This window comes from Acidovorax sp. GW821-FHT11A03 (assembly GCF_058809075.1).
The window spans coordinates 405358-418618 of record NZ_JBXASG010000003.1 but is presented as its reverse complement, the minus strand read 5'-3'; the positions used below and the strand labels follow the sequence as shown (position 1 = coordinate 418618).

At 67.6% G+C, this 13261-nt stretch carries 11 protein-coding genes and 1 riboswitch; of the genes, 4 read left to right on the top strand and 7 right to left on the bottom strand.

The genetic code is table 11. The annotated features are described in order from the left end of the window. Positions 1-3 precede the first annotated feature (3 nt). The 3 genes from AC1RVY_RS09195 to AC1RVY_RS09185 form a co-directional block, all read right to left on the bottom strand. On the bottom strand, positions 4-597 hold the full coding sequence (locus tag AC1RVY_RS09195) for a bifunctional adenosylcobinamide kinase/adenosylcobinamide-phosphate guanylyltransferase (protein WP_218340805.1): 594 nt from the start codon (positions 595-597) through the stop codon (positions 4-6). Continuing rightward, positions 594-1955: a cobyrinic acid a,c-diamide synthase CobB gene (locus AC1RVY_RS09190; RefSeq protein ID WP_492806326.1), complete on the bottom strand. Its 1362-nt coding sequence runs from the start codon at positions 1953-1955 to the stop codon at positions 594-596. The genes AC1RVY_RS09195 and AC1RVY_RS09190 overlap by 4 nt, the downstream gene beginning before the upstream one ends. A gap of 142 nt (positions 1956-2097) precedes the next feature. Further along, positions 2098-3975 carry a TonB-dependent receptor domain-containing protein gene (locus AC1RVY_RS09185; RefSeq protein WP_492806325.1) on the bottom strand — a complete coding sequence of 626 codons (1878 nt, stop codon included), beginning with the start codon at positions 3973-3975 and terminating at the stop codon, positions 2098-2100. An 84-nt stretch (positions 3976-4059) separates the two neighbouring features. Beyond that, positions 4060-4297, bottom strand: a riboswitch (cobalamin riboswitch). Between the two features lie 36 nt (positions 4298-4333). On the opposite strand from AC1RVY_RS09185, the gene AC1RVY_RS09180 reads away from it, so the two are divergent. The 3 genes from AC1RVY_RS09180 (at position 4334) to AC1RVY_RS09170 (ending at position 6117) form a co-directional block, all read left to right on the top strand. Then, positions 4334-4558, top strand: coding sequence for a DUF904 domain-containing protein (locus AC1RVY_RS09180; protein ID WP_218294155.1), 225 nt, complete (start codon positions 4334-4336; stop codon positions 4556-4558). Beyond that, entirely contained in the window at positions 4555-4920 is a 366-nt protein-coding gene (locus AC1RVY_RS09175) for a cell division protein ZapA (protein ID WP_369642189.1), read from the top strand. The genes AC1RVY_RS09180 and AC1RVY_RS09175 overlap by 4 nt, the downstream gene beginning before the upstream one ends. 381 nt (positions 4921-5301) lie before the next feature. Then, on the top strand, positions 5302-6117 hold the full coding sequence (locus AC1RVY_RS09170; RefSeq protein WP_218294153.1) for a sulfite exporter TauE/SafE family protein: 816 nt from the start codon (positions 5302-5304) through the stop codon (positions 6115-6117). A gap of 80 nt (positions 6118-6197) precedes the next feature. Here the strand turns inward: AC1RVY_RS09170 and AC1RVY_RS09165 are convergent, their stop codons facing one another. The 4 genes from AC1RVY_RS09165 to hemN form a co-directional block, all read right to left on the bottom strand. After that, positions 6198-8645, bottom strand: a complete 2448-nt coding sequence (locus AC1RVY_RS09165) for a sensor domain-containing protein (protein ID WP_492806324.1) — start codon at positions 8643-8645, stop codon at positions 6198-6200. Further along, complete coding sequence (locus tag AC1RVY_RS09160) at positions 8642-9940, bottom strand: cyclic di-GMP phosphodiesterase (protein WP_218294151.1); 1299 nt, start codon at positions 9938-9940, stop codon at positions 8642-8644. Before AC1RVY_RS09160 ends, AC1RVY_RS09165 begins: the two co-directional genes overlap by 4 nt. A gap of 210 nt (positions 9941-10150) precedes the next feature. Then, complete coding sequence (locus AC1RVY_RS09155; protein ID WP_218294150.1) at positions 10151-10909, bottom strand: sulfite exporter TauE/SafE family protein; 759 nt, start codon at positions 10907-10909, stop codon at positions 10151-10153. Between the two features lie 5 nt (positions 10910-10914). Then, positions 10915-12297: an oxygen-independent coproporphyrinogen III oxidase gene (gene hemN, locus AC1RVY_RS09150; RefSeq protein ID WP_218294149.1), complete on the bottom strand. Its 1383-nt coding sequence runs from the start codon at positions 12295-12297 to the stop codon at positions 10915-10917. A 186-nt stretch (positions 12298-12483) separates the two neighbouring features. On the opposite strand from hemN, the gene fnr reads away from it, so the two are divergent. Beyond that, a complete protein-coding gene (gene fnr / locus AC1RVY_RS09145) occupies positions 12484-13206 on the top strand; it encodes a fumarate/nitrate reduction transcriptional regulator Fnr (RefSeq protein WP_218294148.1) in 723 nt (240 codons plus the stop codon). Positions 13207-13261 lie beyond the last annotated feature (55 nt).

Genomic DNA, 13261 nt, shown 5'->3' with positions numbered 1-13261 from the left:
GTTTCATTTCAAGGTCAATGGCAGCCCGGCGGCCATCAGCGTGACGCGGGGGCACACCTGGGCCACCTGCTGGTTCAGCGTGCCCAGCGCATCCACGAAGGCGCGCACCTCGCGCCCCATCGGGATGACCCCCAGGCCAATTTCGTTGCCCACCAGAACAACGGGGCCGGGGGATTTCCGAACCGCTATCAAAAACATAGCTGCTTGCGCTTGCCAATCCAGAGCCAGAGCCTGTTTTTGCTTCAAATCCATGTCTTCGCAGCCCATGGGCATGGTCCAGTGGGTGAGCCACAGCGTGAGGCAGTCCACCACCACCAGGGTCTGCGGCGTGCTGTGCAACACCACGGCAGCGGCCACATCGTGTGGCTCTTCCACGGTCCGCAGACCCGGCACGCGCTCGGCGCGGTCCCGCTGGTGGCGGGCGATGCGCTCGCGCATCTCGTCGTCCCAGGCTTGCCCCGTGGCGATGAGCACGGCGCGGTGGTCGCTGGACTGCGCCAGCCAGTCGCGCGCCAGCAACTCGGCGCGGCGGGACTTGCCGCTTTTCTGGCCACCCAGGATGAGTTCGCTGGTGATGGGGTGCGGGGTGGGAGTCATGCCGAGACGCCTCCCAGCAGATGCGCCACGGCCTCGGGGCTGGACGGAAACCACGCATGGAAGTAGCTGGCGTGGAGGCTGCCCTGCTGGTACAGCGCCTCGCCCGCATCCGGCGCAACCGCTTCATGGGGGCGGGCCGTGCGGGCCACCACGGGGGCGCTGCTGTCGCTGGTCGAGTAGTGGAAGGTGTGGCCGCGCAGGGTGTGCCCCGCCACCGCCAGTTGCTGCGGCCCGAGCGCCGCCAGGCGTTTTTGCATGGTCACGCGGCCGGGCAGCAGACTCCACAGCGGGGCCGTGCTGCCGTCGGCCAGCGTGATGGATTCAAACAGCGTCATCATGCCGCCGCACTCGGCCCACAGGGGTTTGCCTGCGGCCCCATGGGCGCGCAGGCTGGCCTGCATGCCGGTGTTGGCGGCGATCTGCGCTGTGTGCAGCTCGGGGTAGCCGCCGGGCAGCCACACGGCATCGCAGTCGGGCAGCGCGGCATCGTGCAGGGGCGAGAAGAACACCACACGCGCGCCCATTTTTTCAAGGCATAGCACATTGGCGGCGTAGATGAAGCAGAACGCCGCGTCGCGCCCCACGGCCACGGTGCGGCCGGCCAGCAGCGGCGGCACCGTGTCTGCCACTGCGGGAGCCGGAAACTCCACGGCCCAGCGCTGCAGATCCTCCAGCGTCATCTGGCCCAGGGGCGTCGCCGCCAGGGCATCGGCGGCGGCGTCCAGCCGCTGCAGACTGTCGGGCAGCTCATGCGCCGCGACCAGACCCAGGTGGCGTTCGGGCAGCAGCGCCGCACCGGCCTTACCGGTGGCGGGCGCAGTGCCTGTGGCCTGCACGCGCATCAGCGCCCCCATCCAGTCCTCCGCATCGTGCAAGCCACCCTGCAGCATGTCGGCATGGCGCGCGCTGCCTACGCGATTGGCCAGCACCCCCGCCCAGGGCAGGCCCGGCCGGTAGTGGCGAAGGCCATAGGCCAGCGCGCCAAAGGTGCCCGCCATGGCCGAGGCATCGACCACGGCCAGCACCGGCACGCCGAAGTGCCGCGCCAGATCGGCCGCGCTGGGGGTGCCGTCAAACAGCCCCATCACGCCTTCGATCAGGACCAGGTCCGACGCCCGGGCGGCGTCGTGCAGGCGCTGGGCACAGTCCGCCTCGCCGTTCATCCACAGGTCGAGCTGGTGCACCGGCGCTCCGCTGGCCAGCTGGTGCCAGTGCGGGTCCAGAAAATCCGGGCCGCACTTGAACACCCGCACCCGCCGCCCCTGGCGCGCATGCAGGCGCGCCAGGGCGGCGGTGACGGTGGTCTTGCCCTGCCCGGAGGCCGGGGCGGCGATCAGCAGCGCGGGGCACCTGGTCATTTCAGCAACCCTGTGGGACACATTCCCGGCATGCCGATGAAACTGGCACGCACGAAGCCAGTGCCACCGTGGAACTGGCTCCGCCAGGCCCCGGGTGGCATCCCCCCGCGGGGGGAAGGCGCGCAGCGCCTCAGGGGGTGCTTCACTGCGGGGCCCACTTCACGCCGACGTAGGCGATGCGGCCCGCGGTGGCGTAGGTGCGGGCCAGCTCATAATGCTTGTCGGCCAGGTTGTCCACGCGCGCCACCAGGGTGAAATCGCGAGCAACCCGCGTGCTGGCATACAGGCTGACCAGCGTGTAGCCGCCCAGCACCGTGGTGTTGGCGGCGTTGTCGAAGCGGCGGCCAGAGGCCTGCACCTCGGCGCCCACCGTCCAGCCAGCGAGTTGCGTGTCGGCTCCGAGCGTGCCGTGGCGCTTGGAGCGGCGGGCCAGCAGCTTGCCCGTGGCCAGGTCGCGCGGGTTCTGCAGATCGAGCGAGCCGCGCAGTTGCACGCCGCCGAGGCGGTACGAACCCGCCAGCGTCACTCCCTTGTACTCGGCCCGCGCGGTGTTCACGTAGCAGCCGAAATCCGACGGGCAAGGCCCTGCAGCCCCGAACGTGATCAGATCCTGCACCCGGTTGCGGTAGGCGGTGGCGGAGAAGCTGCTGCTGCCCTCGGCCCAGCGCAGGCCCACCTCGACATTGCGGCTGCTCTCGGGATTGAGCGACCCCGTGCCGTATTCGCTGAAGCGGTGGTACAGCGTGGGGGCCCGGAAGGCCGTGCCCACCGATGCCGTCGCGCGCCACCGGGGTGCAAAGGCGTAGCCGTAGGCCAGGCTGCCCGTGCCCTTGCCGCCGAACTCGCTGTCCGCGTCGTGCCGCACATTGGCCTGCACCGTATGGCCGCCCGCGCTGTAGCCATAGCCCAGCGCAACGGCGTCCTGCGAGCGCTTGCGGTCGATGGGCTTGTTTTCCAGGTTGTCTTCGCGGCGCTCCAGCGCGGCGGTCAGCAGGTGCGCACCCTCGCGCCATTCATTCTGGAACAGGTAGCCGCGCAGGTGGGTATCGCTCAGGTACACCGAGGGCTTGGTTTCGTACCTGTCGCGCGAATCGGTCAGCTGCAGGCGCGTCTTGTACTGCGGGGTCCATTGCGCCTGCCAGTTCAGGCCCAGGGCATGCAGCCTGTGCTTGTTGCGGTCATCCTTGCCCAGGCCGCTGTCGTAGCCGCTGTCGAGGTCGTTGACCAGCAGCGTGCCTTCCAGCCGGTGCATGGCGTTGACCTGCAGGCCCACCCGCGCGTTGGCAGAGGTGCTTTCATACCCGTCGCGGTCGGGGTTCTGCGTGGCGACGGTGCGCGCGTTGAAGCCCTTGCTTTCCTCGCGTGCAATGCCCAGCGCGTAGTCGATCGTGCCGCTGGCACCGCTCACACCGGCTTCGATCTTGCGCGTGCCGTGGCTGCCGAACCCCACGCCCACATAGGGCGCGGTGCCGTTTTCGCCGCGCTTGGTGAAGATCTGCACCACCCCACCCATGGCGTCGGAGCCATAGACCGCGCCCGCCGGGCCGCGCAGCACTTCGATGCGGTCGATCTGCGCCAGCGGGATCGACTCCCATGCCGCGCCGCCGGTGGATTGGGAATCGATGCGCACGCCGTCGATGTACACGGCCGTGAAGCGCGACTCAGCGCCGCGCAGGAACACGCCCGTGGTCGTGCCGGGGCCGCCGTTGCGCGAGAACTCGATGCCGGGGACACGGGCGAGCACGTCGGCCAGGCCGGTGGCGCCACTGGTTTCGATGGTCTCGCGATCCAGGACGGTCACATCGGCCACCAGGTCGGACAAGGGCTGGGGCGTGCGCGTGGCGGTCACCACGGTTTCGGTCAGCGAGGGCGCGCGCAGGTTCTGCGCCAGCAGCACGGGGCCGCCGGCATCGGCCTGCTGGGCCTGCACGGAGCAGGCGCCCACAACGGCCAGCGCCACCAGCGCGGGACGCAGGCACAGCGGCGCAGCAAGGCGCGCACGAGAGGTACGGATTTTCATGGGGAACATCGTCAACAAACAAAACCCGCGCCGGCCTCCCCGCCAGCAAATGGGTGATACGGCTGCGCGCACCCTGATCGGGCGCGTGCAACCACCGTGTTGGCCGGTATCCGGGCTGGCGGAACACCCTTCAAAGCCTTCCCAGGGGCTTGTTCAAGGCACCCAGTGGCATGTGTATGAAGGGGGAATCGGAACGATTCGTCCGCTGACCGTTGCGGGGGCAGCGCAGGCTGGGCGCACCATGGTTGGCGGCACCTCCCTGCTTCCCGTTGAACTGCGGCATGTGAACCACACCGCGAGCACCAACAATGGGATTTTACGACCGTTTACAACCGCCAACCCTACAATCGACAGCTGTATGGCAACACCGTCCACCACCGACCAGATCGCCGAGCGCGTCGAACGCCTGCTGCTGCGGCACGCGGAACTGCAACGCACCAACGCGCTGCTCGCCGATCAGGTGGCCGCCCTCGCGCAGGAGCGGGATTCGCTCAAATCGCGCCTGAGCGCGGCCCGCGCCCGGGTTGACGCGCTGCTGGAGCGGCTGCCCGCGGCGGCCCCTGTCACGAAAGAATCCGAATGAAGCAAATCGAGGTGCAGATCCTGCAGCAAAGCTACCTGCTGACCTGCCCCGAGGGGCATGAAAGCCGCTTGCTGGATGCCGTTGAACGCGTCGACACGGCCATGACCCGCATCCGCGACGCCGGCAAGGTGCGCGCCCGTGAACGCATCGCGGTGCTGGCCGCGCTGAACCTGGCTTTCGAGATTGCGGACCGCGAGGCGGCCGACCTGGCGGCGGGCGCGGCCGCCAAGTCCTCCCCGCCGCCTGCGGCACAGCCCGGAGCGCAGGCCGCCTTGCCCCTGCCCGAGCGGGACGAGGACCACCTCAAGGCCCTGGTCCAGCGGCTCGACGAGGCATTGGGCGAGGACGGGCGCCTGCTCTGACACGGCGCCCCCCGGCACCTCTGAACCCGGCGCGCCGCCCTGCGGTCTTTACATGTCCTGGCGCCGGCGTCGGACTCCGCCAGCGCCTACAATCAGGCTGTCTGCGATGCTGTCGGGCTTTATATTTCCTTGAACCAATGCTCAACGAGCTCGGGCTTGGTACATTGCCCGGTGAGCGTGATCATCTCGCGTCAGATGAACCCAACGCTTGGCTGCCCTCGCCCACCTGAACCCCCGGTTCAGGATGAGAGTCCGGTGGCAATCGCAGACACCTTCTTCCTTCCCCATGCCGCTGTCGCCGCCGCCTCACCTTCCCGCTGAACGGCCGACCGGGCGCCGCCTCCCCGCCCCTTGTTCCCTCCCCTTCTCCCTTTTTGCCCCATGCTGGATCCTCTCCTGATCGTTGAACTCGGTGTACTGGGCCTGGCAACCGGCTTTCTGGCCGGCCTGCTCGGCATCGGCGGCGGCATGCTGCTGGTGCCGTTCATGACGTACATCCTGGGTGCCCAGAAGGTGGCACCGGACCTCGCGGTGAAGATGGCCATCGCGACCTCCATGGCGACGATCATGTTCACCTCGATCTCCAGCGTGCGCGCGCACCACCAGCGTGGGGCGGTGCGCTGGGACATCGTCAAGCGCCTGGCGCCCGGCATCGTGCTCGGTGGATTCATCGCCAGCCTGGGCGTGTTCGCGCTCCTCAAGGGCTCGTTCCTGGCGATCTTCTTCGCGCTGTTCGTGAGTTTTTCGGCCTCTCAGATGTTCCTGGACAAGAAGCCCGCCCCCTCGCGCCAGATGCCTGCCGGCGCGGGGCAGGTGGCGGCGGGCGGCGTGATCGGGTTCCTGTCGGGGCTGGTGGGTGCCGGCGGCGGCTTCGTGAGCGTGCCGTTCATGACGTGGTGCAACGTGCCCATCCACAATGCCGTGGCCACCAGCGCCGCGCTCGGCTTTCCCATCGCCCTCGCCAACGTGGTGGGCTACGTGATTGGCGGCCAGAACGTGAGCGGATTGCCCCCGGCATCGCTGGGCTACATCTGGCTTCCCGCCCTGGCGGTGATCGCGACCTGCAGCGTGCTCACCGCGCCCCTGGGCGCCAGGGCGGCGCACAGCCTGCCGGTCAAGCAACTCAAGCGCGTGTTCGCATCCCTGCTCTTCGGCCTGGCGGCCTACATGCTCTGGAAGGGCATCGCGGCCTCCTGAGGCTCTGCCGTGGGGCCACGGCGCAAGGGCAGCGGAGATGGTGGCCAAGGCGGTGGTGCGAAGCCCTTGGCCTCGCGCGCCTAGGTCTGGACGGAATTGCGCCGGCCCTGCGCCTTCAAGGGCAGCGGCTTGCCCAGCAGGGCACGAAACTCGTGGGCAGGAAGCCCGGGCGCGCACAGAAAACCCTGGTAGTGGTCGCATTGCATCTGAAGCAGCACCGCCTGCTGGGTTTCGGTTTCCACGCCCTCCGCCACCACCTCCACATGCATGGCGCGCCCCATGCTGATGATCGCGCTCACGATGGCCCGGTCGCCATCGTCGTCGGGCAGCCCGCGCACGAACGACTGGTCGATCTTGAGCTTGTGGATCGGCAGCTTCTTCAGGTACGCCAGGCTGGAATAGCCCGTGCCGAAATCATCGATGGCGAGGCCAATGCCCAGGCCGGCCAGCACGCGCAGGCGCTGCTCCATCTCCTGCGCATCCTGCAGCAGGATGGTTTCGGTCAGCTCCAGCTCCAGCAGCGTGGGCGGCAGCTGGTGCACCGCCAGCAGGCGCGTGATCCGGTCCACGAAATCGGGCTGGCGGAACTCCAGCGCGGACACGTTCACCGAGATCATGATGGGCATGCCGCTGTGCATCCACACCGCCGCCTCGCGCACGGCCTGCTCCATGACCCAGGCACCCAGCGTGACGATGTAGCCGGACTCCTCCGCGAGGGGGATGAACTGCCCGGGCGAGACCGCGCCGAATTCAGGGTCGGTCCAGCGGATCAGGGCCTCGGCGCCCGTGATGCGCCCCGTGGCCATGTTGACCTGCGGCTGGTAGTGCACCGCCATGCGGTCCAGACCCAGCGCCTGGCGCATCGCATGCTCCATCCGCATGCGCGAGAGCAGGTTGGCGTTCATTTGCGGCTGGTAGAAGCCATAGCTGCCCCGGCCGCGCTCCTTGACGCGGTACATGGCGGTATCGGCCTGCTTGATGAGGTCGTCCAGCGTGGCCCCGTCCTGCGGGTACAGCGCCATGCCGATGCTGCACTGGATGGAGAAACCCATGCCATCGAGCATGAAGGGCTTGAGCATGTCGTCAAGGATGCGGCGCGCCACGCTCTCGGCCACCACGGCATCCCCACCGTGCAGATAGATGACGAACTCATCCCCGCCCAGCCGGCACAGCATGTCCGTCTGGCGCAGGCAGGCCTGCAATCGCTCGGCCACCAGCTGCAGCACCCGGTCGCCAAAGGGATGGCCCAGCGAGTCATTGATGATCTTGAAACGGTCGAGGTCCAGGAACAGGATCGCGAAACCGGTGTCGCTCTGGCGGGCGCCCTGGATGGCCGTGTCCACCCGCTGCGACAGAAGCAGCCGGTTGGGCAGCCCTGTGAGCACATCGCTGTACGCCAGCTCTTCGATGCGCTTCTGGGCCGCATGCTGCAGCGTCAGGTCGCGCATGAAGCCGATGCTCTGCACCAGCCGCCCCTCGTCGTCGCGCAACGCCACCCACGACAGCTGCACCGCGCAATAGGTCCCGTTGTCCCGGGGAAGCCACAGCTCGCCTTCCCAGAAGCCTTCTCTGGACCAGCCTTGCAGCACCTGTTCCATGAACGCCGCATCGGGGCCGCCGCCAAAGAGAGAGGCCGCCGTGTTGCCTTCGAACGACTTGGCCGACGGGCCCACGAGGCGCTCGCATCCCGGGTTCATGCGCAGGACCCGGTGCTGGCTGTCGGCGATGAAGATCGCGTCCAGGCTGGATTCGAACACCCTGGCGGCAAGGCGCAGGCTGGCTTGTATCTCGGTCTGCCGGGTGATGTCCCGGAACGAGTACACACGCCCCACCGGCCGACCCTGGCTGAACTGGGGGACCGTGCGCAGCTCCAGCACCGCGCCGTTGCGCAGCACCAGGATGTCGGTGCTCTCCTGCATCGGCTCGCGCGCAATCGCGGCCAGGCGCTCCGAATAGGCCGCCGCATCGTTCACCTGCGTAGCCATGTGGGCATACACCGCCCCGTCGTCACGCTCAAGGAGCAGGTCGCGCGGAATGCTCCACAGCTGTGCAAGGCGCTGATTGAACGCCCGCACCCGGCCATCAAGGCTGCAGACGAGCATGCCGTCGGCCGCGGAGTCCAGGGTGGCGCGCAGTTCGGACAGCAGGGTTTCCAGTTCGCGCTCGGTGGCCTCCTGGGCACTGCGGTCCAGCATGGTCAGCATGTACACCGTATCGCCCCCCGCTGCGCCCCAGGGCACGCGGCTTACCTGCCGGTCCACGGGCACCAGCGTGCCATCCGCACGCAGAAGACGGGTGTGGGAATGGATGCCGCCCGCCACCACCTCGGCGGGCTCCCCCCAGAACGCCTGGTCCTGCGGCGTGGTGGCCAGGCCAAGCACCGATGCACCGACCATGGCGGACACGGGGGTCCCTACCAGCCGCTGCGCGGCGGCATTCGCGTGCAGGATGAGCAGACTGGCCTCATCGACAAGCCAGACGGCTTCCTGCAGCGCGTCCAGCCAGCCGTGGGATTGCGAAACCCTCACGAACCTGCCTCTTCATTGCCGGGACTGACCGCACGCTCGAAAAAGTAACAGATGCGCTGACGGGGAGAGAGATAGTCCAGCGCATCGCGTGGCAGCTGCGCGGGCTTGAGGCTGCGCCGGATGCCCAGCTCGGGCACCGTTTCCAGGTCCAGGATCGGTGCTTCGTCCTTGGGCACACGGGAATCGTGCACGATGACCTTGGGCCGCAGGGGCCGCGACGAGTTGACCGAGGCAACGATCGCATAGCGGTCATTGACCAACTGGACAATGGAGCCCGGCGGGTACACCCCCATCATGCGGATGAATGCCCCCAGAACCACGGAATCGAAGCGCGCCTTGAGCTGCGCGAAGATGACGGACAACGCCTCGTGGGGCGTGAGCGCATCCACGCCGTTGGCCGGGTTGCACATGCGGTCGTACCGGTTGACCAGCGCCAGCACCTGCCCCGCCCGTCCCAGGTCAGGCCCCGACAGCCGCAGGGGGAACCCGCTGCCATCGGCCATTTCGTGATGCCGCGCAATGGCCGTCAGCACCGCTTCGGGCAGCCCCATGCGCGTGGCGAATGCCACGGACTCGCCCACGTGGGACTCGTAGCGCGTTCGCTCCATGGGGATCATCGAGGGCGTGGGCTGGCGCAGGTTCGGCGGCAGCTTGAGCTTGCCCAGGTCATGGATCAGGGCCGCGATGCCGAGATCATGCAGCTCGGAGCTCTTCATGCCCAGGGCACGGCCCAGCAGCAGGGAGATCACCATCACGTTGATGGGGTGCAGGGCATTGCGCTCGCCAACGCCCTCCGACAGCAACCGGATGACGGAGTCACCGTTCTCGAGGAGTTCCGATACGCAGCCAGCCACCAGCGCATCGCCCTTGGTGCGGGCCTGGTCCGGGTGCTCGGACGCAACGCGTTCGAGTGCCTGGTACTGCCGGGTGGCCTCTCCGAACCGCTGGTTGCAGGCCGCCAAGGTGCGGTTCTGCGCCTCCAGCAATTCGCGCCGGCGCTGCGCCTCCGGGTCCACGGTGGCCGTGGCGCCGGGGGCATCCGGTCCCTGGGCCGAGGGCACCGTCATCTCCGGCACGCTCCAGGCGGCCGGAACCAGCTCTCTTTGCTCCGGATCGCTTTTCTTGGGGACGTATCGCACCTCGGTGAGCCCCAGCTCCCGTAACGTCGCGATCTGGTCCGCCGATGCCACCCGAAAACTGCTCACCGGGAACGGATGGTGCATCCAGCCCACATCGAGCTGGATGTACATGCCGACGCGCAGTTGGCTGATATCGATGAGGATGGAGGAGTTCACTTCGGGGCGCGCGAAACATGGAGACGTGAATGCCACCAATAGTTACACAGATTATCGCCAGTTCGAAGGCCTTGTCGAAGGAGCCCACCCGCGCCGCGGCGGCACGGCAACACTTGCCTGCCCGAAGGCGCGGGGCGGGGCAATCCCCCTCATGGGGATGTGGGTTACCGAAACCGCCTCGCCCTCAGGCCGCCGCGGCCCGAATGCACGCTAGCGGCACCACAGCGAGGGTTTGTAGACGAGGTCCATCCACAGTGCCCAGCTTGCCACCGCGCAGAGCAGGCCACCGGCGGCGCGCGTCCCCCAGTCCGCGCGCACGGTGTTGAGCCGGGCCCGCAACCGCGTCCAGGCCCAGGGCCCGCCGACCAGCCAGACGCCGCTGCCAATGCCAAAAAGCGCCATGGACAATGCGCCCTCCAGGGGCCCTCCGCTCAAGGCAGCCACCAGCAGCGCCGAATACAGCAAGCCACAGGGCATCAGCGCCCAGAGAAACCCCGCGGCAAGAATGCCTCCCGGGGCACGGACCAGAGGCCTCACGCGCTCCCACACGCCACGGCCCGCCTGCTCCACCCAGAGCGGCTGCCGCGCCTGGACCATCAGCATCAGCCCCCACGCCATCACCGCGACGTGCATCAAGGTCCACGCCGGGCGCAGTGCCATGGTCTGCTGAGTGAGCCACGCCAGGCTGTCCATGGCCAGGGCGGCCAGCCCGCCCGCCAGGGCATATCCCGTCAGGCGGCCCGCATGAAAGGCCACGGCCCGCCGGGCCACGCCACCGCGCGGTGCCCACCGCACCGCCTGCACCTTCGGGGGAGCCCCCTCCGCCGGCGCCCCTGCGCCCGGGGCGGATGCGCAGCCCGCGCTCCCCTGCCCCACCACGGCGCCACAAGGTGCCGAGCACATGGCCAGGCAATGGGACCCGCCAACGAGCCCCATCAACAAGGCAGTCGAGGCAACCGTTGCAAGCATGGGATTCAGATGATGCGTGAAAAACGCGCGCGGTTGCGGTCTGCCTGCAGATATCGGTCGAAAACCATGGCGATGCCGCGCACGAAGAACCAGCCCATGGCCGTGACCTCGACACCGTCGGGCCTCACCTTGACCAGCCCCTGCTCGGCCATGGTGTCGAGTTGCGCCAGTTCGGCGGAGAAATAGTGCCGAAAATCGAGGAGCCAGGCCTGCTCCATGGGCTCGAACAGCAGTTCTCCCTGGCACATCAAGGACATGATGACGGCGCGGCGCACGAGGTCGTCCCGCGTCAGGGCCAGGCCACGCACCACGGGCAGACGCCCCTGGTTCAGCAGGTCGTAGTACTCATCCAGGGTCTTGGCGTTCTGGCTGTAGGTGGCGCCGACCCTGCCAATGGCCGACACGCCCAGGCCGATCAGGTCGCAGTCGGGCTGGGTGCTGTAGCCCTGGAAGTTGCGGTGCAGGCGGCCCTGCCGCTTGGCGACGGCCAGCGAGTCCTCCGGCAGCGCGAAGTGGTCCATCCCCACATACACATAGCCGGCGCCCATGAACGCGTCGAGCGAACGGGAGAGCATCGACACCTTGCCGGAGGCTGCGGGCAGTTCGGCGGAGAGGATGCGGCGCTGGGGCTTGAACCGCTCCGGCAGGTGGGCATAGGCATACAGCGCAATGCGATCAGGCCGCAACTGAACCACCTGCGCCAGCGTACGGTCGAACGACTCCGGCGTCTGGCGCGGCAACCCGTAGATCAGGTCCACATTGATCGATTCGAAGCCGAGCGAGCGCGCGGATTCCACCAGCGAAAACACCTGTTCGGCGGGCTGGATGCGGTGCACCGCCTTCTGGACCTCGGGGTCAAAATCCTGCACGCCAAAACTCAGCCGGTTGAATCCAAGCTCCGCGAGCACGGCAAGCCGGTCGGCATTGACGGTACGGGGGTCCACCTCGATTGAGTACTCCCCGCCCGGCGCCAGGGTGAAGCTGCGCTGGAGCATCGCCATGAGTTCCCGCAAGCCATCGTCCGACAGGAAGGTGGGGGTGCCGCCGCCCAGGTGCAGCTGGCTCACCACCTGACCCGTGCCGCAGTGCGCCGTGTGCAGATCGATCTCGCGGCTGAGATAGCGCAGATAGACTTCAGCCCGGTCGTGGTGCTTGGTGATGATCTTGTTGCAGGCGCAGTAGTAGCACAGCGACTCGCAAAAGGGGATGTGCACATACAGGGACAAGGGCAGCGCCTTGGTCAGGGTGCCCATGCGGCGCTGCTCGAGGGCGAGGGCGTAGTCCTCCTGGCCGAAGGCTTCCACAAACCGGTCGGCCGTCGGATAGGAGGTATAGCGGGGGCCTGGTACGTCAAAACGGCGCAGCAGGTCAGGCGAAACAGCGGTCATGGGGCGAATCCTTGCGTACACCTTGACTGTGCCGTAAGCTGCTCCCCATGTCCTTGACATGAATCAAGTGATGGAGTGGCCGGAACAGCGACAATTTGATGCATGTCAGTCGCCTGCCCGCCCTCCAAGAGACTCCCTCTTCGGCCATCGGGCGGTATGCTCGAAACCTAACTCCGCCCTGTGCCTATGAACCCGCTCACCATCAAAGTCGCCTGTTCCAATTGCAACCTGCGCGAGCTGTGCATGCCGGTGGGCCTGAGCGAAGAGCAACTGCACCGCATCGACGAGGTCGTTGCAGTTCGCCGCAAGGTGAAGCGCGGCGGCACGCTGTTTCGCAATGGTGAGTCGTTCACCTCGCTTTATGCCATCCGCACCGGCTTTTTCAAGACCTGCGTGGCCACCGAGGACGGACGCGACCAGGTCACGGGGTTCCAGATGGCGGGCGAGATCATCGGCCTGGACGGCATCGTGAATGATCACCACACCTGCGATGCGGTGGCCCTGGAAGACGCCGAGGTCTGCGTCATGCCGTTTGACCGCATCGAGGAATTGTCCCGCGAGGTCACCGCGCTGCAGCACCACGTGCACAAGATCATGAGCCGGGAGATCGTGCGCGAACACGGCGTGATGCTGCTGCTGGGCAGCATGCGGGCCGAGGAGCGCCTGGCAGCGTTCCTGCTCAATCTGGTGCAGCGCCTGCACGCCCGCGGATTCTCGCAGTCCGAGCTGGTGCTGCGCATGACGCGCGAGGAGATCGGCAGCTACCTGGGCCTCAAGCTCGAGACCGTGAGCCGCACCTTCTCCAAGTTTGTGGAAGAAGGCATTGTCGAAGTCAAGCAGCGCCATGTCCGCATCCTCGAGACCGACGCGCTCAAGCGCATCGTGAACAACCAGTCCGCCTGCCACTGAGCAAGGCGAGCCAGGTCCGCCCGTCCCGGCAACGCCTTGCCACCGGAGCCCGGCC

Bases quoted from the DNA above. Each gene is read 5' to 3' on its own strand.
- AC1RVY_RS09180 (WP_218294155.1), top strand. From the start codon at position 4,334: ATGGCAACACCGTCCACCACCGACCAGATCGCCGAGCGCGTCGAACGC.
- AC1RVY_RS09170 (WP_218294153.1), top strand. From the start codon at position 5,302: ATGCTGGATCCTCTCCTGATCGTTGAACTCGGTGTACTGGGCCTGGCA.
- AC1RVY_RS09190 (WP_492806326.1), bottom strand. From the start codon at position 1,955: ATGACCAGGTGCCCCGCGCTGCTGATCGCCGCCCCGGCCTCCGGGCAG.
- AC1RVY_RS09185 (WP_492806325.1), bottom strand. From the start codon at position 3,975: ATGAAAATCCGTACCTCTCGTGCGCGCCTTGCTGCGCCGCTGTGCCTG.
- AC1RVY_RS09175 (WP_369642189.1), top strand. From the start codon at position 4,555: ATGAAGCAAATCGAGGTGCAGATCCTGCAGCAAAGCTACCTGCTGACC.
- AC1RVY_RS09195 (WP_218340805.1), bottom strand. From the start codon at position 597: ATGACTCCCACCCCGCACCCCATCACCAGCGAACTCATCCTGGGTGGC.
- AC1RVY_RS09155 (WP_218294150.1), bottom strand. From the start codon at position 10,909: ATGCTTGCAACGGTTGCCTCGACTGCCTTGTTGATGGGGCTCGTTGGC.
- fnr (WP_218294148.1), top strand. From the start codon at position 12,484: ATGAACCCGCTCACCATCAAAGTCGCCTGTTCCAATTGCAACCTGCGC.
- hemN (WP_218294149.1), bottom strand. From the start codon at position 12,297: ATGACCGCTGTTTCGCCTGACCTGCTGCGCCGTTTTGACGTACCAGGC.